Origin of the sequence: Pseudomonas sp. TH21, from assembly GCF_016651025.1 — a bacterium.
Lineage (GTDB): Bacteria > Pseudomonadota > Gammaproteobacteria > Pseudomonadales > Pseudomonadaceae > Aquipseudomonas > Aquipseudomonas aylmerensis.
The window spans coordinates 4471041-4492418 of record NZ_JAEKEQ010000001.1 but is presented as its reverse complement, the minus strand read 5'-3'; the positions used below and the strand labels follow the sequence as shown (position 1 = coordinate 4492418).

24 protein-coding genes and 4 tRNA genes are annotated in these 21378 nt (G+C 60.6%); 15 read left to right on the top strand and 13 right to left on the bottom strand.

The window, feature by feature from the left end; all coding sequences use genetic code 11:
* Positions 1 to 211: 211 nt before the first annotated feature.
* From JFU04_RS19730 to JFU04_RS19700, 7 genes are all read left to right on the top strand, one after another.
* Positions 212 to 769, top strand: coding sequence for a CvpA family protein (locus tag JFU04_RS19730; protein WP_003192538.1), 558 nt, complete (start codon positions 212 to 214; stop codon positions 767 to 769).
* Positions 770 to 810: 41 nt separating this feature from the next.
* Complete coding sequence (gene purF / locus JFU04_RS19725) at positions 811 to 2316, top strand: amidophosphoribosyltransferase (protein WP_065904549.1); 1506 nt, start codon at positions 811 to 813, stop codon at positions 2314 to 2316.
* A gap of 65 nt (positions 2317 to 2381) precedes the next feature.
* Positions 2382 to 3593 carry an O-succinylhomoserine sulfhydrylase gene (locus JFU04_RS19720; protein ID WP_106803185.1) on the top strand — a complete coding sequence of 404 codons (1212 nt, stop codon included), beginning with the start codon at positions 2382 to 2384 and terminating at the stop codon, positions 3591 to 3593.
* A gap of 11 nt (positions 3594 to 3604) precedes the next feature.
* On the top strand, positions 3605 to 4369 hold the full coding sequence (locus JFU04_RS19715; RefSeq protein ID WP_201145462.1) for an SDR family oxidoreductase: 765 nt from the start codon (positions 3605 to 3607) through the stop codon (positions 4367 to 4369).
* Between the two features lie 99 nt (positions 4370 to 4468).
* Positions 4469 to 4544, top strand: a tRNA-Val gene (locus tag JFU04_RS19710).
* Positions 4545 to 4599: 55 nt separating this feature from the next.
* Positions 4600 to 4676, top strand: a tRNA-Asp gene (locus JFU04_RS19705).
* Between the two features lie 106 nt (positions 4677 to 4782).
* Positions 4783 to 4859 (top strand) — tRNA-Asp (locus tag JFU04_RS19700).
* 194 nt (positions 4860 to 5053) lie between these two features.
* Here the strand turns inward: JFU04_RS19700 and JFU04_RS19695 are convergent.
* Positions 5054 to 6337: an NAD(P)/FAD-dependent oxidoreductase gene (locus tag JFU04_RS19695; RefSeq protein ID WP_201145460.1), complete on the bottom strand. Its 1284-nt coding sequence runs from the start codon at positions 6335 to 6337 to the stop codon at positions 5054 to 5056.
* A 184-nt stretch (positions 6338 to 6521) separates the two neighbouring features.
* Here JFU04_RS19695 and JFU04_RS19690 point away from each other — a divergent pair.
* Positions 6522 to 6598: transfer RNA gene (locus JFU04_RS19690), tRNA-Val, on the top strand.
* Between the two features lie 148 nt (positions 6599 to 6746).
* On the top strand, positions 6747 to 7181 hold the full coding sequence (locus tag JFU04_RS19685) for a hypothetical protein (RefSeq protein ID WP_201145458.1): 435 nt from the start codon (positions 6747 to 6749) through the stop codon (positions 7179 to 7181).
* A gap of 16 nt (positions 7182 to 7197) precedes the next feature.
* Here the strand turns inward: JFU04_RS19685 and JFU04_RS19680 are convergent, their stop codons facing one another.
* Positions 7198 to 8625 (bottom strand): DHA2 family efflux MFS transporter permease subunit, encoded by a 1428-nt coding sequence (locus JFU04_RS19680; protein ID WP_201145456.1) that lies wholly within the window; start codon positions 8623 to 8625, stop codon positions 7198 to 7200.
* A 186-nt stretch (positions 8626 to 8811) separates the two neighbouring features.
* Here JFU04_RS19680 and JFU04_RS19675 point away from each other — a divergent pair, with 186 nt between their 5' ends.
* Positions 8812 to 9441: a flagellar biosynthesis protein gene (locus tag JFU04_RS19675; RefSeq protein ID WP_201145454.1), complete on the top strand. Its 630-nt coding sequence runs from the start codon at positions 8812 to 8814 to the stop codon at positions 9439 to 9441.
* A gap of 68 nt (positions 9442 to 9509) precedes the next feature.
* Here the strand turns inward: JFU04_RS19675 and JFU04_RS19670 are convergent, their stop codons facing one another.
* Entirely contained in the window at positions 9510 to 10055 is a 546-nt protein-coding gene (locus JFU04_RS19670) for a DUF4410 domain-containing protein (RefSeq protein ID WP_201145452.1), read from the bottom strand.
* A gap of 339 nt (positions 10056 to 10394) precedes the next feature.
* Here JFU04_RS19670 and JFU04_RS19665 point away from each other — a divergent pair, with 339 nt between their 5' ends.
* Genes JFU04_RS19665 through pcp form a run of 3 tightly spaced genes read left to right on the top strand, consistent with a single transcriptional unit; the run spans position 10395 to position 12707 of the window.
* On the top strand, positions 10395 to 11111 hold the full coding sequence (locus JFU04_RS19665; protein WP_065903737.1) for a DUF969 domain-containing protein: 717 nt from the start codon (positions 10395 to 10397) through the stop codon (positions 11109 to 11111).
* Complete coding sequence (locus tag JFU04_RS19660; protein WP_065903735.1) at positions 11108 to 12058, top strand: DUF979 domain-containing protein; 951 nt, start codon at positions 11108 to 11110, stop codon at positions 12056 to 12058. The genes JFU04_RS19665 and JFU04_RS19660 overlap by 4 nt, the downstream gene beginning before the upstream one ends.
* A 7-nt stretch (positions 12059 to 12065) precedes the next feature.
* Positions 12066 to 12707, top strand: a complete 642-nt coding sequence (pcp, locus tag JFU04_RS19655; protein ID WP_201145450.1) for a pyroglutamyl-peptidase I — start codon at positions 12066 to 12068, stop codon at positions 12705 to 12707.
* A gap of 16 nt (positions 12708 to 12723) precedes the next feature.
* On the opposite strand, the gene JFU04_RS19650 is transcribed toward pcp, so the two are convergent.
* The 5 genes from JFU04_RS19650 to JFU04_RS19630 form a co-directional block, all read right to left on the bottom strand.
* Complete coding sequence (locus tag JFU04_RS19650) at positions 12724 to 12948, bottom strand: hypothetical protein (protein WP_065903730.1); 225 nt, start codon at positions 12946 to 12948, stop codon at positions 12724 to 12726.
* Between the two features lie 211 nt (positions 12949 to 13159).
* Positions 13160 to 14560 (bottom strand): heavy metal sensor histidine kinase, encoded by a 1401-nt coding sequence (locus JFU04_RS19645; protein ID WP_201145449.1) that lies wholly within the window; start codon positions 14558 to 14560, stop codon positions 13160 to 13162.
* Positions 14557 to 15228 carry a heavy metal response regulator transcription factor gene (locus JFU04_RS19640; protein WP_065903725.1) on the bottom strand — a complete coding sequence of 224 codons (672 nt, stop codon included), beginning with the start codon at positions 15226 to 15228 and terminating at the stop codon, positions 14557 to 14559. Before JFU04_RS19640 ends, JFU04_RS19645 begins: the two co-directional genes overlap by 4 nt.
* A gap of 42 nt (positions 15229 to 15270) precedes the next feature.
* Positions 15271 to 15516, bottom strand: coding sequence for a DUF2790 domain-containing protein (locus tag JFU04_RS19635; RefSeq protein WP_065903723.1), 246 nt, complete (start codon positions 15514 to 15516; stop codon positions 15271 to 15273).
* A 112-nt stretch (positions 15517 to 15628) separates the two neighbouring features.
* Positions 15629 to 16399, bottom strand: a complete 771-nt coding sequence (locus JFU04_RS19630) for an alpha/beta hydrolase (protein ID WP_065903721.1) — start codon at positions 16397 to 16399, stop codon at positions 15629 to 15631.
* A 210-nt stretch (positions 16400 to 16609) separates the two neighbouring features.
* On the opposite strand from JFU04_RS19630, the gene JFU04_RS19625 reads away from it, so the two are divergent.
* Entirely contained in the window at positions 16610 to 17287 is a 678-nt protein-coding gene (locus JFU04_RS19625; protein WP_201145446.1) for an HAD-IA family hydrolase, read from the top strand.
* 20 nt (positions 17288 to 17307) lie between these two features.
* Here JFU04_RS19625 and JFU04_RS19620 read toward each other — a convergent pair whose 3' ends face one another.
* The gene (locus JFU04_RS19620) at positions 17308 to 17604 is read right to left on the bottom strand and encodes a hypothetical protein (RefSeq protein ID WP_201145444.1); all 297 of its coding nucleotides are present in this window, start codon (positions 17602 to 17604) and stop codon (positions 17308 to 17310) included.
* Positions 17605 to 18160: 556 nt separating this feature from the next.
* Positions 18161 to 18355 carry a carbon storage regulator CsrA gene (gene csrA / locus JFU04_RS19615; protein WP_027604095.1) on the bottom strand — a complete coding sequence of 65 codons (195 nt, stop codon included), beginning with the start codon at positions 18353 to 18355 and terminating at the stop codon, positions 18161 to 18163.
* A gap of 263 nt (positions 18356 to 18618) precedes the next feature.
* Between csrA and JFU04_RS19610 the strand changes: the two genes are divergently transcribed.
* Positions 18619 to 18984, top strand: coding sequence for a penicillin-binding protein activator LpoB (locus tag JFU04_RS19610; RefSeq protein ID WP_065903706.1), 366 nt, complete (start codon positions 18619 to 18621; stop codon positions 18982 to 18984).
* A 31-nt stretch (positions 18985 to 19015) separates the two neighbouring features.
* Here JFU04_RS19610 and JFU04_RS19605 read toward each other — a convergent pair whose 3' ends face one another.
* The 3 genes from JFU04_RS19605 to JFU04_RS19595 all read right to left on the bottom strand — a co-directional run bounded on the left by JFU04_RS19605 (position 19016) and on the right by JFU04_RS19595 (position 21228).
* The gene (locus tag JFU04_RS19605; RefSeq protein WP_106803194.1) at positions 19016 to 19705 is read right to left on the bottom strand and encodes an endonuclease; all 690 of its coding nucleotides are present in this window, start codon (positions 19703 to 19705) and stop codon (positions 19016 to 19018) included.
* Between the two features lie 4 nt (positions 19706 to 19709).
* On the bottom strand, positions 19710 to 19961 hold the full coding sequence (locus JFU04_RS19600) for a DUF1654 domain-containing protein (protein WP_177343942.1): 252 nt from the start codon (positions 19959 to 19961) through the stop codon (positions 19710 to 19712).
* Positions 19962 to 20139: 178 nt separating this feature from the next.
* Positions 20140 to 21228, bottom strand: coding sequence for an asparaginase (locus tag JFU04_RS19595; RefSeq protein WP_065903702.1), 1089 nt, complete (start codon positions 21226 to 21228; stop codon positions 20140 to 20142).
* Positions 21229 to 21378 lie beyond the last annotated feature (150 nt).

Genomic DNA, 21378 nt, shown 5'->3' with positions numbered 1-21378 from the left:
GCTTGCCGCGATGGCGGTGGTTGCAGTCGACAGCGATGTTGAATGCGCCGCCCCCATTGCAGGCAAGCCTGCTCCCACATTGGTTTTGGGGCTGGGTTGAAGTTGGACGGGGTCTCCAAACCATTGATTTGCAAAGCACCCGCAATCACAGCTTACCGACAGCCCGACGCTCTGCTAAAATGCGCCGCCTTATCCGTCCGTAGGCTCAAACGTGCCATTTACCTGGGTTGACTGGGCGATCGTTGCAATCGTCGCCATCTCCGCTTTGATCAGTCTAAGCCGCGGCTTCGTAAAAGAAGCACTGTCGTTGCTGACCTGGATCATCGCAGGAGTCGTAGCCTGGATGTTCGGCGGTTCATTGTCGGTTTACCTGGCCGGATACATCGAGACACCTTCGGCTCGCGTCATCGCGGGCTGCGCCATCATGTTCATCGCCACGCTGCTGGTGGGGGCAATGGTCAATTATCTTATTGGCGAGTTGATACGTGTCACCGGCCTCTCCGGGACCGATCGATTTCTCGGCATGGCCTTCGGCGCCGCGCGTGGCGCGTTGCTGGTGGTCGTGGCGGTCGGGCTGTTGAGCCTGGGGCCGGTACAGCAGGATTCGTGGTGGCAGGAGTCGGTACTCGTGCCAAAATTTCTATTGGTTGCAGATTGGTCCAAGAACCTCATATTGGGGTGGAGCAGTCAGTGGCTGGCCAGCGGAATCAGCGTACCCGCTGATCTTCCGTTCAAGGAACACCTCTTGCCGGCCAAAACGCCTCAGTAAGCTGTGTTCAGTCAAGATTCATTAAGTAGGGGTTGCGTCGCATGTGTGGCATCGTCGGTATCGTCGGTAAGTCGAACGTCAATCAGGCGCTGTATGACGCGCTAACCGTCCTCCAGCACCGCGGCCAGGACGCTGCCGGTATTGTGACCAGCCACGACGGCCGGTTATTCCTGCGCAAGGACAATGGCCTGGTGCGTGACGTGTTCCATCAGCGTCACATGCAGCGCCTCGTCGGGCACATGGGCATTGGCCATGTGCGTTACCCGACTGCCGGTAGCTCCACATCGGCCGAAGCTCAACCGTTTTACGTCAACTCGCCTTACGGCATCACCCTGGCGCACAACGGTAACCTGACCAACGTTGAACAGCTGGCCAAGGAGATTTACGAATCTGACCTGCGCCACGTCAACACCAGTTCCGACTCGGAAGTACTGCTCAACGTGTTCGCCCACGAGCTGGCCCAGCGCGGCAAGCTGCAGCCGACCGAAGAGGACGTGTTCGCCGCCGTGACCGACGTGCACAACCGTTGCGTCGGTGGCTACGCGGTGGTGGCGATGGTTACCGGCTACGGCATCGTAGGCTTCCGTGACCCGCACGGCATCCGTCCGATCGTGTTCGGCCAGCGTCACACCGACGAGGGCGTCGAGTACATGATCGCCTCCGAAAGCGTGTCCCTGGATGTGCTGGGCTTCACCCTGATCCGCGACCTGGCGCCGGGCGAAGCGGTGTACATCACCGAAGATGGCAAGCTGCACACCCGTCAGTGCGCCGTGGCGCCGAAACTCACCCCGTGCATCTTCGAACACGTCTACCTGGCGCGTCCGGATTCGATCATCGACGGCGTTTCGGTGTACAAGGCACGCCTGCGCATGGGCGAGAAGCTGGCCGAGAAGATCCTGCGCGAGCGTCCTGAGCACGACATCGACGTGGTCATCCCGATCCCGGACACCAGCCGTACGGCTGCGCTGGAATTGGCCAACCACCTGGGCGTCAAATTCCGCGAAGGCTTCGTGAAGAACCGCTACATCGGCCGTACCTTCATCATGCCGGGCCAGGCGGCGCGCAAGAAGTCGGTACGCCAGAAGCTCAACGCCATCGAGCTGGAATTCCGCGGCAAGAACGTGATGCTGGTGGACGACTCCATCGTGCGTGGCACCACGTGCAAGCAGATCATCCAGATGGCCCGTGAAGCCGGCGCCAAGAACGTGTACTTCTGTTCCGCAGCGCCTGCCGTGCGCTACCCGAACGTCTACGGTATCGACATGCCGAGCGCCCACGAACTGATCGCTCACAACCGTACGACCCAGGACGTGGCCGACCTCATTGGCGCCGATTGGCTGATCTACCAGGACCTGCCGGACCTGATCGAAGCGGTCGGCGGTGGCAAGATCAAGATCGACCAGTTCGACTGCGCCGTGTTCGACGGCAAGTACGTGACCGGTGATGTCGACGAGGCCTACCTGAACAAGATCGAGCAGGCGCGCAACGACTCCTCGAAGATCAAGACCCAGGCGGTCAGCGCGATCATCGATCTGTACAACAACTGAGTAGACACCGGCCCTGAGGGGCCGGTTTTGTATCTTAAATAAAGAATTGAGTAAGGAGTCACAGCATGAGTCAGGAATGGGATGCCGGTCGGTTGGACAGCGACCTCGATGGCGTAGCTTTCGATACCCTGGCTGTGCGCGCTGGCCAGCACCGCACGCCGGAAGGCGAACACGGTGACCCGATGTTCTTCACTTCCAGCTACGTGTTCCGCACCGCCGCCGACGCCGCTGCGCGCTTCGCCGGTGAAGTGCCGGGCAACGTGTATTCGCGCTACACCAACCCGACCGTGCGTGCGTTCGAAGAACGTATCGCGGCCCTGGAAGGCGCGGAGCAGGCCGTGGCCACCGCCACTGGCATGGCGGCGATCCTGGCAGTGGTGATGAGCCTGTGCAGCGCTGGCGACCATGTGCTGGTTTCTCGCAGCGTATTCGGTTCGACCATCAGCCTGTTCGAGAAGTACTTCAAGCGCTTCGGCATCGAGGTGGACTACGTGCCCCTGGCGGATCTTTCCGGGTGGGACGCGGCAATCAAGGCCAACACCAAGTTGCTGTTCGTCGAATCGCCGTCCAACCCGCTGGCCGAGCTGGTGGACATCGCCGCGTTGTCCGAAGTGGCTCACGCCAAGGGCGCGATGCTGGTGGTCGACAACTGCTTCTGCACGCCGGCGTTGCAGCAGCCGCTGAAGCTGGGCGCGGACGTCGTGGTGCACTCGGCAACCAAATTCATCGACGGCCAGGGCCGTTGCATGGGCGGTGTGGTGGCCGGTCGCAGCGAGCAGATGAAGGAAATCGTCGGGTTTTTGCGCACGGCTGGCCCGACCCTGAGCCCGTTCAACGCGTGGATTTTCCTCAAGGGCCTGGAAACCCTCAGCCTGCGGATGAAGGCCCACTGCGCCAACGCCCAGGCCCTGGCCGAATGGCTGGAACAGCAGGACGGTATCGAGAAGGTGCATTACGCCGGTCTCAAGAGCCATCCGCAGCATGAGTTGGCCCAGCGCCAGCAGCGCGGCTTCGGTGCCGTGGTGAGTTTCGAGGTCAAGGGTGGCAAGGAGGGCGCATGGCGCTTTATCGACGCGACTCGACTGATCTCCATCACCGCCAACCTGGGTGACAGCAAGACCACCATCACCCACCCAAGCACCACCTCCCACGGCCGCCTGGCGCCGCAGGAGCGTGAAGCCGCCGGTATCCGCGACAGCCTGATCCGTATTGCGGTAGGCCTGGAAGATGTGGCTGACCTGCAAGCTGACCTGGCTCGCGGGCTGGCAGCCTTGTGATCGAGTGGTCCATGGAAGCTGCAGCGGCCAGTAACGGCCGCGTCGCATTGGTCACTGGGGCAGCCCGGGGCATTGGCCTCGGGATTGCTGCGTGGCTGATCAGTGAAGGCTGGCAGGTGGTATTGACGGACCTGGACCGCGAGCGCGGTTCCAAGGTGTCCAAGGTGCTGGGCGACAACGCCTGGTTTATCACCATGGACGTGGCGGACGAGAAGCAAGTGGCCCAGGGTGTCGCCGAGGTGCTGGGGCAGTTTGGTCGCCTGGACGCGTTGGTGTGCAACGCGGCAGTGGCCGACCCGCGCAATATCACCCTGGAAAGCCTCGACCTGGCTTACTGGAATCGCGTACTGGCGGTGAACCTCAGTGGGCCGATGTTGCTGGCCAAGCACTGTGCGCCGTACCTGCGCGCCCATGGCGGGGCGATCGTCAACTTGGCGTCGACCCGGGCCCGTCAATCGGAGCCGGACACCGAGGCCTACGCGGCGAGCAAGGGCGGCTTGCTGGCGCTGACTCACGCATTGGCGATCAGCCTGGGTCCGGAGGTGCGAGTGAACGCCGTCAGCCCCGGCTGGATCGATGCGCGTGATCCTGCGGCGCGCCGTGCCGAGCCGTTGACGGACGCCGACCATGCCCAGCATCCGGCGGGCAGGGTGGGAGCGGTGGAGGATGTGGCGGCGATGGTGGCGTGGCTGTTGTCGCGTCAGGCCGGGTTTGTCACCGGGCAGGAGTTCGTGGTCGACGGTGGCATGAGCAAGAAGATGATTTACAGCGAGTAGGCGGTCTTGAAGCCATTTTGTCTTTTTCAGAAAAACTTCAAGCAGGCTATTGACTTAGGTCCGCTACCTGCGTAAATTTCGCGGCCTCAACGAAGCAAAGGGTGATTAGCTCAGCTGGGAGAGCATCTGCCTTACAAGCAGAGGGTCGGCGGTTCGATCCCGTCATCACCCACCACTTCTTGAGAGTTTTGCCTTCGGGCAAGACGCAACGTTAAAGGTTGCACCGACGCGCAGCGGTAGTTCAGTCGGTTAGAATACCGGCCTGTCACGCCGGGGGTCGCGGGTTCGAGTCCCGTCCGCTGCGCCATATTTTCCAGGTTCGATTCGTCGGGCTTGAGATTGAACAGCCAAGGCTGGTCGATCAGATGTTTCAAGACGGTTGTGGGGTTTACCCGTAGCTGGTCAAGCGATACGCAGCGGTAGTTCAGTCGGTTAGAATACCGGCCTGTCACGCCGGGGGTCGCGGGTTCGAGTCCCGTCCGCTGCGCCATATCTGCCTCAAGGCCCACTGAACGCCTTGAAGCACAAAGAAAGCCTCTGGCTACTTTGATCCGATAGCAAAGACCCTGGTCGAAAGACCGGGGTTTTTTGTGTCTGCGATTTATGAATTGTACGAGCCCGCTCATGGGCGATGGCGAACTCACGGACGCCATCGCCCGCGAGCGGGCTCCTACAGGTTTTGCCTCAAAAGCCTAATTTGTCGCGCAAGCCGTAGTACCAGGCGCCCAGTGCGGCAAACGGCGTGCGCAGCAGTTGGCCGCCCGGGAATGGGTAGTGGGGCAGGTCGGCAAACGCATCAAAACGCTCTGCCTGGCCTCGAAGGGCTTCTGCCAGTACCTTGCCGGCCAAGTGTGTGTACGTCACGCCATGGCCGCTGCAGCCCTGCGAGTAGTAGATGTTGTCGCCCAGGCGGCCGACCTGTGGCAAGCGCGACAGGGTCAGCAGGAAATTGCCGGTCCAGGCGTAGTCGATTTTCACGTCCTTGAGCTGCGGGAAGGCCTTGAGCATCTTCGGACGGATAATCGCCTCGATGTTCGCCGGGTCACGCGCGCCATACACCACGCCGCCGCCGAAGATCAGGCGCTTGTCGCTGGTGAGGCGGTAGTAGTCGAGCAGGTAGTTGCAGTCTTCGACGCAGTAATCCTGCGGCAGCAGCGACTTGGCCAGTTCGTCACCCAGCGGTGCAGTGGTGATGACTTGCGTGCCGCAGGGCATCGACTTGGCTGCCAGCTCCGGCACCAGGTTGCCCAGGTAGGCATTGCCCGCGACGATGATGAACTTGGCCCTGACCTTGCCCTCGGCGGTGTGCACCACCGGATTGGCGCCGCGCTCGATGCGCACTGCCGCGGACTGCTCGTAGATGCTGCCGCCCAGGGATTCCACCGCCGCTGCTTCGCCCAGCGCCAGGTTGAGGGGATGGATGTGCCCGCCGCTCATGTCGAGCAGGCCGCCGACATAGTTGTCACACGCCACGACCTCGCGGATGCGACGTTCGTCCAGCAACTCCAGCTGCGTATGGCCGTAACGCTCCCACAGGCGCTTCTGCGACTCCAGGTGGCCCATGTGCTTGCTGTTGAGTGCAGCGAACACGCCGCCGTCCTTCAGGTCGCACTGGATCTGGTACTTCGCCACCCGCTCGCGAATGATCTTGCCGCCCTCGAACGCCATCTGCCCGAGCAACTGTGCCTGCTTGGGGCCGACGCTGCGCTCGATCACGTCGATGTCACGGCTATAACTGTTGACGATCTGCCCGCCATTGCGACCAGAGCCACCAAAGCCGACCTTGGCGGCTTCCAGCACGGTCACGCGAAAACCGTTCTCCAGCAGGAACAGCGCGCTGGAAAGGCCGGTGTAGCCGGCACCGATCACGCACACGTCGGTTTCGACCTCGCCTTGCAGGCTTGGGCGTGGCGGTACGGCATTCGCGGAAGCGGCGTAATACGACTGGGGGTAGGGGGTGTTCGCCATCCTGGAACCTCTGTTTTATATTTTTTACGAGTGCCCCGATCCTACCTGAGTTGAAAATTGCCTGCCAGCCACCGAAAAAATACCGATGTGCCGGCCGCAAATAAAAAATTCGCATATTCATAGGGTTAGCTGCAAAAAAGATGTTGACACCCCTCCGGAATTCCGTAGAATGCCGCCTCACAGCAGGCACGTAGCTCAGTTGGTTAGAGCACCACCTTGACATGGTGGGGGTCGTTGGTTCGAGTCCAATCGCGCCTACCAAACAAAATCCGCTCTGCTGGGCGGTCTAGAAGGGCTCACCGAAAGGTGGGCCCTTTTTTGTTGCCTCGGATTTAATCCTGACGCCGCCCTCAATTAATCGACCGACACGCCGATGCAGTCGGTAAGCCTTCATCATCGGACATTTGGCATGCTCATCAACATCAGCAATCCTCCTGCCGTAGCCAGCAGTCAAAGCGTTGCAACCTCGACGGTTCCCCAGGCAAACGAGAGCACCAACCGTACCGGCGGCCTGACCGTCAATATGAACGCGGGCACGCAAGCGACTGCGGGTGCTGGCGGCGGTGGCCAGGCGTCTTCCAGCTCGACGGAGTCGGACACGGTCAAGGAGTTGAAGAAGCAGATCGAGCAGTTGCAAAAGCAGCTTCAAGAGCAGCAACAAGCCATGCAGCAGGCACAGTCCAGCAACCAGAGCGAGGCGGCCAAGGCTGCTGCGGTTGCGGCGGCGCAAGCGCAGATTGCAACCACTGCCGCTGCGTTGCAGACAGCGACTGCCGCGCTGTTGCAGGCTGTCACCGCTGAGGGCGGCAGTGCGACGGGATCAATCGTCAGCACGACCGCCTAATTCGACGAGGCGGCGTTCAACCGCGCTTCAACACACTTTCTCCCGCGTGCGCTGGCAGTCGATAGACGTCTACCAGCGCGAGCGCCCCCAGCAATGCCACCCCGATGAACGCCACCCGGAAGTCACCCACTTGTGCGTGAATCTCATGCCCCTGCACGCTCATCGACGCGCGCAACAACAGCGCCGCTGCCGTCACGCCCATCCCCATGGCCAGCTGGAACGACATGCTGAACAACGCCGATGCCTCGCTCATGCGTGGCTTGGGCACATCTGCAAAGCCAATCGAGTTGTAGCAGGTGAACTGCATCGAGCGTGACAACCCGCCCACAAACAGCACCACTGCGATGACCGCGAGCGGGGTCTGCGCGGTGAAAAGGGCGCAAGCCGCAATCGACGCCACCCCGATCACGCCATTCACCAGCAGCACCTGGCGAAAGCCGAAGCGCTGCATGATGGTCGTGGTCAGGGGTTTCATCGCCAGGTTGCCGGCAAAAACCGCCAGCACCAACAGGCCCGCGTCCACCGGGGATAAGCCAAAGGCCACCTGAAACAACAGCGGCAGCAGGAACGGTAGCGCGCTGATGGCCAGGCGAAACAGCGACCCACCATAGATACTCACGCGAAAGGTATTGATCGCCAGGGTCTGCAGCGGCAACAACGGGTCAGTATGGTGCTGACAGTGGTGCACGGCCCACACCGCCAACGCAATGCCCGCTGCGACCAGCACCACGCCTGGGATGAGCATTTCGCCGGCCTGGCTGCCCAGCCATTCCAGCCCGCCCAGCAAGGCGACACAGGCGCCTGCGAGCAGTACGAACCCCTTCGCATCAAACTTGCGCACGCTGGCTTCGCGACCTTCCGGCACCAGCCACAGTGCGGCGGCCAACGCCAATACGCCCAGCGGCAGGTTCACGTAGAAGATCCAGGGCCAGGAGGCATGGGTGACGATCAGTCCGCCGGCCACTGGCCCCAGGATCGGCGCCACCAGGCCGGGCCAGGTGATGATCGCGATCATTTTGACCAGGTCTTTTTTATCCGTATTGCGCAGCACCGCCAGCCGCCCCACGGGCACCATCAGTGCGCCACCGATGCCCTGCAGGACCCGCGCAAAGACGAACATTTCTAGGCTCTGGCTCAGCCCGCACAGCAGCGAGGCGAGGGTGAAGACGATGATCGCGCCGGCAAAGACCCGGCGCGCACCTAATCGATCGGCGATCCAGCTGGACAACGGTATGAAGATCGCCACGGCGAGGATGTAGGCGGTGATGCCGATGTTCATGTCGACCGGCGTGACCCCGAACGCTGTGGCCATGGTCGGCAATGCCGTGGCGATCACCGTGGCATCGAGGTTTTCCATGAAGAAAGTCACGGCGACCACCAGGGCGATCAGGCGGGTCTGGATGCTGAGGCCATTCTCGGCGGTGGGTGTGGCGGAAGAAGTCACCGGTGCTGCCCCTTGTTCATTGACGGTCGTTCTGGGTTGACGATACCGGGTCGGGCTTGAGTGCACACTCACCGGCATGCAGTTATTTCAAAAAAGCCGGAGTGATGTCTAAATGATATCGCGCATGTACAATCGTCGCCGGCCGATATCCGGCCATGCCAATGATGGCGATAAGGAGCGGTAGTCATGAGCGTTCGGTTAGTGGTGGGGATTGCGGCACTGATGGTTCTGGCGGGATGCGCCACGAGTCGGTCGGAAGTGGATGTCAATGTTGCGTCGCTCAGCACAAGCCAGGCCGCAGCAACAAGCAATGGCAAGAAAGTCCTGATCAGCACCGTGGATGATCGCGTTTTCCAGATAGCTCCACGAAGCCCGGATACGCCATCGCTGAAAAATGACGAGGTCAATGACAAGTCGATTACCGAGCGCGCCATTGCCCGTAAGCGCAACGGTTACGGCAAAGGGTTGGGCGACGTGTTGCTGCCCTCTGGCCGCACCGTTTCCCAACTGGTGAATGAGTCGGTAGCCGCGGCTTACAAGCAGGCCGGTTACCAGGTCGTCACCGAGCCAGGCACTCCGGATGCCGTGCCAGTGAACGTGCATATTGTCGAATTCTGGTCCTGGTTTACCCCAGGCTTCTTCTCTGTCGACGTGAGTAACAAAGCCCACCTGCGTATCGAAACCCCGGGCGCCACTGCGCTGAATGTGGTGACGCGCAAGAATGAAAGCATGCAGGCGGTGACGGAGAGTGATTGGAAGAAAATCACCGAGGCGGGTCTGCAAGAAGTATCGCGTGAGACCCTCAAGCAACTCTGAAGCAAGCCAGGCGGGATTGCAGTATCAGGACCAACCCAGCGGTTGGCCCTTGTTTAAGGCGCGGTGGCTTACTGGGCCTTGGCGCTCTTGATGTCGCTGATCATCTGCTTGGCGATTGCCTGGACCTGCTTCTGCGTCATTGCCGAAGCCACGCCTTCCCAGGCCGAGGATGACGTGTCGTAGGTGCGTGAGCCAATGGGCGCGCCGGATTTCAAGTCGGAGTAGTCGGCGCGGGAGAACACCCAGGCATTACCCACCAGCGCACCGGCGACATACCGCGAACCCGGTTCGATATAGCGAAACTTGCTCACGTTGATGCTGATGCCCACGCCGTCTTCACCATTGGCCGCGACTTTAGGGCTTTCGGTGACCGTGAAGCCGGCCTGGCGTGCTTCGACCTGGAGCGCGTTATTCCAGTCGCGCTTGAGCAGGTTCCAGTCAGGGTTTTGCTCCACCTGTTTTTCGCCATGGATGCTCACCACCAGGTTCTGCTTGGCCGCTTCCGGGATGGCCAGTGCTGCGCTGCCGCCACTTTTAACCTTCGCTGCACAACCGCCCAGCAGGGACAGGGCAACGGCGCACGAGAGGGCGATCAGGACCTTTTGGGTTTTCATCGAATTTCCATATCCACAACAATAGTGAGAGAGGCGTGCGCCGGTACCCGGTGCCGCACCCGATCAACGGGCGGCGCTAAGATGCGTGACTCGCGGGTTACCTGTCCACATCTTGTTACGTGTGCGCAGTAAACCCCGACAAAATTTATTGGTTTGCAGCAACAATTTTTCTTGTTGGACACCTCCCGCCCCCAGGCAGCAAAGTTGCCGCCACTGACGCTCGACCTTCCGGGTCAACAATAAAAAACCGAGCCGACTGCACGCCACTTCCTGCTGTGAACCCTTTGTTCACATCCTGCTGTAACGGCGCCGCAGCGCGCATTAAAGGACCTCACCGCCATGCAAACTGTTGTGAACTTATGGCCGTTGATCGGCGTACTTGTGATCGTGGTTGGCTTTGTCTTGCGCTTCAATCCGCTGTTGGTGGTGACCGCCGCCGCCATCGCCACCGGGCTTGCCGCCCACTTCCCGCTGGAAAAAATCCTCGCGACCATGGGTGACGGTTTCCTTCAGACCCGTGCCCTGCAATTGATTCTGTTATTGCCGCTGGCGGTTATCGGCTTGCTGGAGCGCCATGGGTTGCGCCTGCACGCGCAGAACTGGATCGCGCGGTTCGAGCGCGCCACGGTAGGGCGCCTGTTGATCATCTATCTGTTTGTGCGTGAATCCACCGCCGCCATGGGCTTGACCAGCCTGGGCGGACACCCGCAGATGGTGCGCCCACTGCTGGCGCCGATGGCTGAGGGCGCAGCGGAAAAGCGCTACGGCAAGTTGCCGGACAAGCTGCGCCACAAGGTGCTGGCCATGTGCGCTGCGACGGACAACGTCGGTCTGTTTTTCGGTGAGGACATCTTCGTCGCCTTTGGTGCGATTGCGCTGATGCACACCTTCCTGCTGGGCTCGGGGATTGATGTCGAGCCGCTGCACATCGCGGTGTGGGGCATCCCGACGGCGATCTGCGCGTTTATCATTCACGCGATTCGCCTGCATCGGTTCGACCGGCGGCTGACCCGTGAGATGACGCCGGTGGCCACTGCCGTGGAGGCCGCGCAATGATCATCTCGATTCAATACCTGTACTGGCTCGCCGGAGTGCTGCTGCTGATCACTGCGGGCATGATCCTGATGGACCGGACCCACCCCAAGCGCTGGTCCAGCGCCTTGTTCTGGTTGCTGTTCGCGGTTCCGTTCCTGGTGGGCGAGCGCCTGCCCTCGGTGGTCATTGGTGTGGGCGTGGTGGTCATGGCGTTGATTGCCGGGCTGGGCGGCGTCGGCCGTGGCACGCACGCCGAGCTGCATGACAAGGCGTCCCGCGCCAGCGCCGGTCGCCTGGGGCACAAACTGTTTATCCCGGCGTTGGCGATTCCCCTGACGACGGTGATCGGCTCGGTATTACTCAAACACACCGAGATCGGCGGCGTACCGCTGCTGGACCCGAAAAACACCACCTTCGTTTCCCTCGGCATCGGGTGCCTGATCGCCCTCGGCCTGGCGTGCTGGCTGACCCGCGACACCCCGGTGCAGGCCTTGCGCGAATCGCGGCGCCTGACCGAGGCCCTGGGCTGGGCCATGGTGCTACCGCAAATGCTGGCGATGCTGGGGCTGTTGTTCAATGAAGCCGGAGTCGGTACGGCCGTCGCGCATGTCACCACCACCTACATCAACCTGGATTTCAAGCTGGTGGCAGTCATGGTGTATGTGCTGGGCATGGCACTGTTCACGGTGATCATGGGGAACGGCTTCGCGGCATTCCCGGTGATGACCGGCGGCGTCGGCGTGCCGGTGCTGGTGGGGATCTACGGCGGCAACCCCGCAGTGATGGCCGCGATTGGCATGTTCTCGGGTTACTGCGGTACGTTGATGACACCGATGGCGGCCAACTTCAATATCGTGCCGGCAGCACTGCTGGAGTTGCCCGACAAAAACGCGGTGATCAAGGCCCAGCTGCCGACCGCGCTGATGATGCTGGTGGTCAATATTGTCCTGCTTTACCTGTTGATGTGAGGCCACGATGCAGACCCTATTGTTGACGGGTTTCGAGCCCTTTGATCAAGACCCGATAAACCCGTCCTGGGAAGTGGTGCGCCTGCTGGATGGCTGGCAACTGGGCGCCGATGTGCAGGTTGTTGCGCGTCGGCTGCCGTGTGCGTTTGCCACGGCGGGTGAGTGCCTGATCCAGTTGATCGACCAATTGCAGCCGGCGATGGTGATCGCCACGGGGCTGGGGCCGGGGCGCAGTGCTATTTCCATGGAGCGGGTGGCGATCAACCTGAATGACGCGCGTATTCCCGACAACCTCGGCGAGCAGCCGATTGATGCCGCCGTGGTGGCTGGCGGCCCCGCAGCCTACTTCACCACGCTGCCGGTCAAGGCGATGGTCAAGGCGGTGCGCGAAGCGGAGATTGCGGCGACGGTGTCGCACACGGCCGGTACCTTCGTGTGTAACCAGGTGTTTTACCTATTGCAGCACGCACTGGCTGCTAGCGCCGTGCGCAGTGGGTTTATCCACGTGCCATATCTGCCCGAACAAGTGCTGGCTTCGGGCGCGGCGTCAATGGCGCTGGAGACGCAGGTCGAGGGACTGCGGGTGGCGTTGCTGGCCGCTTGGCATACATCAGTGGATGTGACGGAAACGGGCGGGCAGGTCAGCTGACCTGCGCGGGTCATCGTCAGGTAGCAAACAGGCGGGTGAGCCCGAAGGTGATGGCGCACGCCAGGCCAGTCATTGCGAAGGCGGTGGCCACGTACCATTTGATGAGATTCACCTCGGTGGTCGTAAGGTCCGCCTTGGTCGCGAAGTGCTTTTCCAGGGAGTCTGCCCTGCTCGAAACGGTGATCAGCCTTTCTTTCATTTCAGCCAGCCCCTTTTCCAGTAGACCCAATCGTTTTTCCATGCCTGAACCTCCGTCGTTACCGCCACCACCTCTGCCTTGAGGTGGGGTGTTCAGCGAGTTTGTCCCGCCGAATCGATAGTGTTTCCTTTCCACTGCACTTCACCTGTTTCCAATACTGTGCGTGCGCTTTGGGGAAAGAATAGTGGGAACTCCGGCCAGGGGTGACAGCCAAATTTTTGCAAAATAACACCAGGTGCCTGGGACGCGCGGTTCAGTCGTCCCGCTTCGGAAAAAACAACTCAAAACACGTCAGTCCGGCCTCGCTGCTCACGCTGTATCGACCGTTATGCAACTGCATGATGGTCGCTACAATCGACAGGCCCAGGCCATTGGACTGGGCCGAGCGCTCGCGCGATTCATCCACCCGGTAAAAGCGCTCGAACAGCCGTGGCAGGTGCTCGGCAGCAATGGTTTCACCCTGGTTGCTGACCCTCAGGGTGATGCCTTCGGCCTGTGGCACCGCCTGGATCAGCAGCTCGGAACGCGGCGCGCCATATTTGATCGCGTTGGCGCACAGGTTCGCCAGGGCCCGGCGCAGTAGCATCGGTTCAGCCCAGATCACACCGTCACCTTCGGCACGAATGCTGACCTCCACGTCACTGGCCAGGCCTTCGAAGTAATCGGCGATACGTTCCACTTCATCCGCTGCACTGAGTTCCTGGCGTTGGCGCAGGGCGCTGGCCGGATCCGTGCGGGCGAGAAACAGCATGTTGTCGAGCATCCGCGCCAGGCGTTCAAGCTCTTCGACGTTGGACGCCAGCAACTGTTGATAACTCTCGATGCTGCGACTCTGTTGCAGCGCGACCTGGGTTTCGCCCAGCAGGTTGTTGATCGGCGTGCGCAGTTCGTGGGCCATGTCTGTGGACACCTGGCCCAGTTGCACAAACCCTCTGGCCAGGCGTTCGAGCATGGTGTTGAACGCGTCGATCATCGGCAGTAATTCCTTTGGCGCGCCGTGGCTGTCGAGGCGCTCGGCCAGGTTGCCGACGCCGATGCCTTGGGCATGCCGGGCCAGGCGTCGCAACGGCAGCAGGCCACGGTGCACCAGCAAGTACCCGACCAGGGCAAGGATGATCGCGGCAATGCTCGCCAGGATAAACACGCTCAGGCGATAGCTGGCGAGCATGGCGGTGCGTTCGGTCATCAAGCGTCCGGTGGTGACTTGCAGGCTGCCCAGGTCCCCGGAATCGATCGACGCCGCCACGGCGGCGAAGGGGACATTGTTGACCCCAGGCAAATGGTGCACATCGGCAAGGCCCAGCGCGTGGTCTTTGGCAACGGCCGGCACCACCGGCATCTCGATATTGCCCGGGTTGACCAGCAGCAAGGGCTTCTGCCCCGGCGCCGCAATGCTCAGCACTGACTCGCTGTTGCCCAGCATGTTCTGGAACAGCTCAGGCTTGGTCCTGATCAGATCCAATGTATTGCTGTCGTTGAGCAGGTTGCGTAACTGATCGGTGCGATAGATCAGCGCAGCGTCGTCGCGCTTGATCAACTCACGCTCCAGTTCGCGGTACAGCGCAACGCCCAGCGTGGCCAGCAGCGCGAAGGCCAGCAAGGCGAAAATCACCGCCAGGCGCAGGGTCAGTGAATAATGGCGACGGTGGGTCATGGCTGGGTATCGAAGCGGTAGCCGATGCCCCGCACGCTGTGGATCAACTTGAGCTGGAACGGGTCGTCGATTTTCAGGCGCAGGCGCCGCACGGCCACGTCCACCACGTTGGTGTCGCTGTCGAAGTTCATGTCCCACACTCGCGAGGCAATCAGCGAGCGCGACAACACCTGATCCTGGTGAGTGGCAAACAAATGCAGCAGGGCAAACTCTTTGTTGGTCAGGGTGATGCGTGTGCCGGCGCGGGTCACGCGGCGTTTCAGCACATCGATCTGCAGGTCGGCGACCTGCAGTTGTTCTTCTTCCCGGCTCGGGCCACGGCGGGTCAGGGTGCGCAGGCGCGCCACCAGTTCGGCGAAGGAGAAGGGCTTGATCAGGTAATCATCGGCGCCGAGTTCCAGGCCCTTGATGCGGTCGGCGATATCATCGCGGGCCGTCAGAAAAAGCACCGGCGTATCGGCTTCCTTGCGCAAGCGGCGCAGGACTTCCCAGCCGTCCATCTTCGGCATCATCACATCCAGCACGATCACGTCGAACGAGGTTTCCAGGGCCTGGTGCAAACCGTCCACGCCGTCGCGGGCGAGGCTGACGGAGTAGCCCAGCTCCTGCAGGCCGTTAAGCAGGTAATTGCCGGCCTTGGGTTCGTCTTCGACTACAAGAATGTTCATGGGAGTTGCCCTGCTTCTGTGCGTTGCGCAAGTGTAGTCCGATCAATTGTCACTCGGGCAACCGATCGCCTGTACCTGGTAGTCCAGCACGTGTTCGCGGCCCTGGTGGTCCAGGTAGTCGAGACGCGCGGGAACGATGCCGCATTGGCCGTAGGTATCGGTACTCGACAAGACTTTGTCGACATCCAGGTGCACGAAAAAGCCGGTCTTGTCGTGGATGACGGGTTCGGCAGCGAACACGGTGCCAGTGGCAAGCAAAGCGGCAAAGCCGAGGATAAACAGTTTCATGGCGATCTCTCTCTTAATAGGTTGGCTGCCAGAGCGTGGCAGTGGGTTCACGGTAACCAAGCGCTCCGAACAGCCAACCAACAGGTTCATGACAAGTTTGTAATGCAAGGGCTCAAGGCTGGCGGCCGGAGGCTTCGAGGATCAGGTCGGTGATTTCCTTGGCGTGGGACACCAGCGACAAGTGGCTCGAGGGCAGCTCGATCGTGCTGGCGTTCATGCGCTTGGCGAGGAACCGTTCCAGGTCCGGGTTGATGGTCTGGTCCTGGGTCGACACCGCGTACCAGGATGGCTTGGTGTGCCAGGCGGCGTTCACGGTGCGGCCGCTGAACAGGCTCTTGGTGATGGGTTGCTGCACGGCGTACAGCTCCATGGCCTTGGCGTGCGGCACGTCGGCGGCGAAGTACTTGAGAAACGCGTCCTGGCTCAGCGTGAGGTAGCCATCGTGATCTTCCACACCGGCCCGCACCGGCATGGTCGGGTACTTGGCGGAAAGCGCGACAAAGTCTTCATTGGCATCCGGGGCGCGGGCCGCCACGTACACCAGGGCGCTGACGTTGGGGTTCACCCCGGCATCGCTTACCACGGTGCCAGCGTAGGAATGGCCGACCAGCACGGTAGGACCGTCCTGTTGATTCAGTACGCGGTTGGTGGCGGCGACATCGTCGGCCACCGATGTCAGTGGGTTTTGCACGGCGGTGACGTGCAGGCCGGCGGCCTGGAGGCGGGTGATCACTTCGGACCAGCTCGAGCCATCTGCCCAGGAACCGTGCACCAGCACCACGTTGTTGGCTTTGACCGGTGCGACAGTGCCGGCCAGGGCGGTGCCGGTACCCAGCATCAGCAGGCTGGCGGCGATCAGGCAGAGTTTGCTTGCAGGTTTCATGGGGTGACCCTTTTCATCAGTGGGAAGGTGGCGTCAACCGGTGTGGGTGACTGACGCCGCCACTGTATGAAGTGAGGGTGCTGACAAGACTTACAGCTTCATTACAAAGCTGTAATGCGATCGAGGGGTTGGCGGCGTTTACAAGCACCGAGGTGATCCGTAGATTGCATCGGGCCGATTATTTGTTACCGCCCACGAGGAAGCCACGCAGTGTCCATCCGAGGTTCAGCCGTATTTGCCCGCCGTTACCGCGCCTTTCTGTTCGATATGGACGGCACCCTGCTCAACTCCATCGCCGCCGCCGAGCGGGTGTGGAGCACCTGGGCCGAACGCCACGGCCTGGACGTGGCGGCGTTCCTGACCACCATTCACGGCGCCCGCGCGATCGATACCATCACCCGCCAGGCGTTGCCGGGGGTTGATCCCGAAGTTGAGGCGCAGTGGATTACCGAAGCGGAAATCAATGATGTCGAAGGCATTGTCGCGATCCCCGGCGCGGTCGCGTTTCTGAACCGCCTGCCGGGCGATCAATGGGCGCTGGTCACCTCAGCGCCTCGTGAGCTGGCGTTGCGTCGGCTGCGAGCGGCCGGGATTGCCCCGCCGGCGGTGCTGGTCACGGCCGAAGACGTCGCCATTGGCAAGCCCGACCCGGCCTGTTACCTGTTGGGCGCGCAGCGCCTGGGCGTGCCGGTGCAGGACTGCCTGGTGTTTGAAGATGCGTCGGTGGGGATTCGTGCGGGAGAAGCGGCAGGGGCGGACGTGATGGTCGTAACGTCGACGCACCTCAAGCCCATGGTGACCGAACACGCCAGGATTGACGGCTATGCCCACCTGCGCGTGCAGCGCGGTGCTGATGGCTTGTTGTCCTTGCAGAATGAAGTGGGCTGATACAAAAAGGCCGAAACCCGTTACCGGTCTCGGCCTTGTTCGCAGCCAGGTGAAGCAGAGGGAGGCTGCATACGGTCATTCCTCATCGCCTGGCGGGACAGCACCATTTCCCTGAGAATTTCATTCGCCAGTCGGGCAATGGCTTCCGCCCCACGATAGTGCGCGCGCACGATTCCGGTAATTGCGAAATGGTCGGTTTCCGGGCCGCTGAGCACCGCCGAAAGGGTGCCGTCGGCGTGCAATGTGCAGGTGACGTTGTAGCTCGGCAGACGGGCAGCCAGCGCGGACTCGATTTGCGATTTGCTCAAAGTGTCCATCGGTTTCAGCACCTTTCAGTGAGCGTGCAGAGCAAAGCATAGGTCGTGCTGCGTCGCTGTAAATACCGGCGATCTGATAGCGAAGCGCTGCGCATCAACGTGCATTTTTCTGAACGGTTTGTTGACACAATTTAAGCTGTACGGCCCTCTGGATGGGCTTGAGGCAGAACATGAAGAGGTAGCCACCCAGCACCAGTGTGAGGTCGAGCCAGGACGGCGGATCGGCGGGGTCGGTGCCTGCGATTTCAAGCCTCAAGCCATATTCCAGCCCCACGAATGCCAGCCCTATCAGTAGGGCTATGATCCAGGCTCGTAGAGCGAATGGTTGCGCAGGGGTTAGCCTCATCGACGTGCTCCTTCGCGCACACGGATGGCAGGGTATCAGTAGATGATTCGGCTATGGATGACACGACAAGTTCAAAGCGTGAAGACAGTTTCATCTTGGCGCGAAGATGAATGCATTGGAGGCGTCAATCACGCAATAGACACAAGAGCGGTTCGAAGGGGTTTTCGCCAGCCGTTACAGTGAACGAAAGGGCTGGCTACTGAAGGTTCTTCAAGGCGTCTGGTTTTTGTCCGGGGCACTCAGGCCGGCCTGGATGCGCTGGTAGATCTCCTCGCGATGCACGGCAACATCCTTGGGTGCGTTGATGCCGATTCGTACTTGCTGGCCGCTGACGCCCAGGATGGTGATCGTGATGTCATCACCGATGTTTATGCTTTCACCGACTTTGCGGGTGAGTATAAGCATGGACTTCTCCTTGATTACTTTTAAGGACACGTGTTTCAGACAGGGCAGATGTCAGATGTGTGTAGCTTACTGCTAAGCGCTTCCCTGTGGCTGCCTCTTTTAGGACGCATAGAGGCGGCATTAATTCCCATGCCGGCATCATACAGGTCTGCGATACATCATTCGCATTGTTTAAGCCAACGTTTATGACGGCCAGAATAGACAGTGAATGATAAAGTCGCCTCTTTAATCCTTTAAGGAGCAGGGCAGTGCGTAAAGTAGCGATGGCAATTGCGGTGTTGGCATTGGCCGGTTGCGGTGAAGGCAAAAGCGTCGATGCGCCCAAGGCCAAGCCTGCCGTGACTGAAAGCCAGCCACAAACCGGCGCGATTGCCGCTCAGGAATGGGATGTATGGGTCGGGCCACCCGACCACAAATTACAGGCGCTCACCGACCTCACGGCCTGGTTGCTGGAACATGGTTTCAATTTTTACATCGTGAAGGTCGACGGCAAGGACGAAGTGCTGCTGGGGCCGTTCGCCACCAAGGCTGAAGCCGAGGCCAAGCAGGTGCAGCTCACTGAAAAACTGGCACGCGCCAAGAAGACCGATACCGAGTCGCAAGTCATCGAGCACGCGGCTGCGCAATAACCGGCTGGATGGGCGGGAGTACCGCCCAGTTTCAACCGCAGGCCTTCAGGTTCACCGGGCCGACGAACTCATTGCCACGTCCCATCACACACGCCACGGTCTGGTTGCGCTGGCGCTCCCAAGCCTGCACCGGGTAGGTCTTGTTCCAGGCTTCGTAGAGCTGGCGATCCTGTTTCGACAGGCGCAAGCCGTACTGCTTGCTCATATAGAAATAGGTGCGCGCGATCATTCCGCGGATGGACGGGCGGGGCATGACCTTCTTGGCCTTGAAGTCGACCTGGGTCAGGCATGAACCGTACTGCCCGCTTTGCACCGGCAGCCAGCCAAAACTGAAGTTGTTACGGTCACCGTTGACCTCGCCGATACTCGGCACCAGGTTGTGCAGGTCTGCCTCGGCGCGCTTGAACACGTCATCGTGGCGCGTGCAGTTCTTGCGCCCGCCGTTCTGCCAGCACTGGCGCTGGTGCCCGATCTGCCAGGCCGGAACAATGTGCTCCCACTCGATGCGGGCGGCGCGGTTGGCGTTTTTGCGCGGGATGTAGCCGCAGGCTTTCAGGTCTATGCGGTTGCCGGTGTATTTGCAGCCGCAGTAGAACTCGGTGGATTGGGGGGCATAGAGTTTCCAGGCAACTTTCTTGGCTTCGCTGAAGGTGCGGGGTGCCTGGGCCTGGGCACCGACAGCAAAGAACAGGCAGCACACAGCGATAAAACGGACACTCATTGAATCAATCTTCCTTCGGTACAACCCAGAAAATCTGCACGCCACCGTCGTCCCGATAGGCGAGGGTGACGTTGTCGTTCTCCGCAATTTCTTCCAGCAACCGCTCCCACTCATCCTCCGGCTCGTCCGGCAGGCGGAAGATCAAGGCTGCCTTGGCTTTTTGGGCGTTGGTCGAGTTGATGATCTTTTGCACACGAATGGCCAGGCGTTCGTAGGCATCAGGCGGGGTTGGCGCTGCGGAAGAGGACTTTGCCACGGAGTATTCCTTAATAAGCTGTACGCACATACAGTATTTAACTGTGGGCGATTTCGCAACTGCTTAAATTTCAAGAAGTTCGTCTGACAGCTGTTCAGGTAGTTTTGCGTAAGGCGGGGGAGTGAAATGTGTAGGAGCGCGTCTGGAGAGGCGAGCTCCTACAAGGTATGGCCAGGAATCAATATTCCCAGAACATCCGTTGCAGCTCTTTGCTGTCTTGGGTTTTGGTCAGGGCGACCATGGCCAGGATGCGGGCTTTTTGCGGGTTCAGGTCATGTGCGGCGACCCAGTCGTACTTGTCGTCAGGTTGTTCAGCATTACGCAGAACGAAGCCACCGGCATTCACGTGGGAAGAGCGGATGATCTGTACGCCTTGCTTGCGCAGTTCCTGCAGGGCAGGGACCACCTTGGAAGACACCGAACCATTGCCGGTGCCGGCATGGATGATGGCTTTGGCGCCGGCCTGGGCCAGGGCCTTGACCGCTGTGTCGCTCACGTTGCCATAGCCATAGGCGATTTCCACGTCCGGCAGGCTCTTGATGGTCTTGATGTCGAATTCCGAATCCATGGTGTGGCGCTTGGCAGGCAGGCGGAACCAGTAGGATTTGCCTTCAACCACCATGCCCAGCGGGCCCCATGGGCTCTTGAACGCTTCGGTCTTGATGTTGATCATCTTGCTGACGTCACGACCCGACTGGATCTCGTCGTTCATGGTCACCAGCACGCCTTTACCGCGCGCGTCTTTGCTGCCGGCCACGGCCACGGCGTTGTACAGGTTGAGCATGCCGTCCGCCGACATGGCGGTGCCTGGGCGCATGGAGCCGACCACGACGATTGGCTTGTCGGTTTTTTCCACCAGGTTCAGGAAGTAGGCGGTCTCTTCCAGGGTGTCGGTACCGTGGGTGATCACGATGCCATCCACGTCCTTGCTGTCGGCCAGTTCGGCGACGCGACGGCCCAGTTGCAGCAGGTTTTCGTTGTTGATGCTTTCGGACGCAATTTGCATCACTTGTTCGCCGCGTACATTGGCGATCTGGCTAAGCTCAGGAACACCAGCGATCAATTGCTCGATACCGACTTTCGCCGCCTGGTAGGTGGCACTGTTGGCCGCGCTGGCGCCGGCGCCGGCAATGGTGCCGCCGGTGGCGAGAATCACCACGTTGGACAGCTTGGTCTTGGTTTCGGCTTCCTTTGCCTGGGCGGCAACAGGGAACAGCAGCAGGAGGGCTAATGCGCCCGGGACAATGTTCTTCAGTGCAGATTTCATTATTTTTCTCTCTGGTTTTTGATGAGTGCTGTAGCAGGTTCATCTAGAACACCCGGGCGGTTCTGAATGCCACGAGGTGCAGGATGAGAGCAGGATCTGTACCAGGCTGATTGTATTCGCGGATATAAATTAAGCTGTTGATTTAAAACA

Excerpts from the sequence above, each read along its gene's own strand:
- purF (WP_065904549.1), top strand. The coding sequence starts at position 811 with ATGTGTGGCATCGTCGGTATCGTCGGTAAGTCGAACGTCAATCAGGCG.
- JFU04_RS19720 (WP_106803185.1), top strand. The coding sequence starts at position 2,382 with ATGAGTCAGGAATGGGATGCCGGTCGGTTGGACAGCGACCTCGATGGC.
- JFU04_RS19715 (WP_201145462.1), top strand. The coding sequence starts at position 3,605 with ATGGAAGCTGCAGCGGCCAGTAACGGCCGCGTCGCATTGGTCACTGGG.
- JFU04_RS19695 (WP_201145460.1), bottom strand. The coding sequence starts at position 6,337 with ATGGCGAACACCCCCTACCCCCAGTCGTATTACGCCGCTTCCGCGAAT.
- JFU04_RS19685 (WP_201145458.1), top strand. The coding sequence starts at position 6,747 with ATGCTCATCAACATCAGCAATCCTCCTGCCGTAGCCAGCAGTCAAAGC.
- JFU04_RS19675 (WP_201145454.1), top strand. The coding sequence starts at position 8,812 with ATGAGCGTTCGGTTAGTGGTGGGGATTGCGGCACTGATGGTTCTGGCG.
- JFU04_RS19670 (WP_201145452.1), bottom strand. The coding sequence starts at position 10,055 with ATGAAAACCCAAAAGGTCCTGATCGCCCTCTCGTGCGCCGTTGCCCTG.
- JFU04_RS19665 (WP_065903737.1), top strand. The coding sequence starts at position 10,395 with ATGCAAACTGTTGTGAACTTATGGCCGTTGATCGGCGTACTTGTGATC.
- JFU04_RS19660 (WP_065903735.1), top strand. The coding sequence starts at position 11,108 with ATGATCATCTCGATTCAATACCTGTACTGGCTCGCCGGAGTGCTGCTG.
- pcp (WP_201145450.1), top strand. The coding sequence starts at position 12,066 with ATGCAGACCCTATTGTTGACGGGTTTCGAGCCCTTTGATCAAGACCCG.
- JFU04_RS19650 (WP_065903730.1), bottom strand. The coding sequence starts at position 12,948 with ATGGAAAAACGATTGGGTCTACTGGAAAAGGGGCTGGCTGAAATGAAA.
- JFU04_RS19645 (WP_201145449.1), bottom strand. The coding sequence starts at position 14,560 with ATGACCCACCGTCGCCATTATTCACTGACCCTGCGCCTGGCGGTGATT.
- JFU04_RS19640 (WP_065903725.1), bottom strand. The coding sequence starts at position 15,228 with ATGAACATTCTTGTAGTCGAAGACGAACCCAAGGCCGGCAATTACCTG.
- JFU04_RS19635 (WP_065903723.1), bottom strand. The coding sequence starts at position 15,516 with ATGAAACTGTTTATCCTCGGCTTTGCCGCTTTGCTTGCCACTGGCACC.
- JFU04_RS19630 (WP_065903721.1), bottom strand. The coding sequence starts at position 16,399 with ATGAAACCTGCAAGCAAACTCTGCCTGATCGCCGCCAGCCTGCTGATG.
- JFU04_RS19620 (WP_201145444.1), bottom strand. The coding sequence starts at position 17,604 with ATGGACACTTTGAGCAAATCGCAAATCGAGTCCGCGCTGGCTGCCCGT.
- csrA (WP_027604095.1), bottom strand. The coding sequence starts at position 18,355 with ATGCTTATACTCACCCGCAAAGTCGGTGAAAGCATAAACATCGGTGAT.
- JFU04_RS19610 (WP_065903706.1), top strand. The coding sequence starts at position 18,619 with ATGGCAATTGCGGTGTTGGCATTGGCCGGTTGCGGTGAAGGCAAAAGC.
- JFU04_RS19605 (WP_106803194.1), bottom strand. The coding sequence starts at position 19,705 with ATGAGTGTCCGTTTTATCGCTGTGTGCTGCCTGTTCTTTGCTGTCGGT.
- JFU04_RS19595 (WP_065903702.1), bottom strand. The coding sequence starts at position 21,228 with ATGAAATCTGCACTGAAGAACATTGTCCCGGGCGCATTAGCCCTCCTG.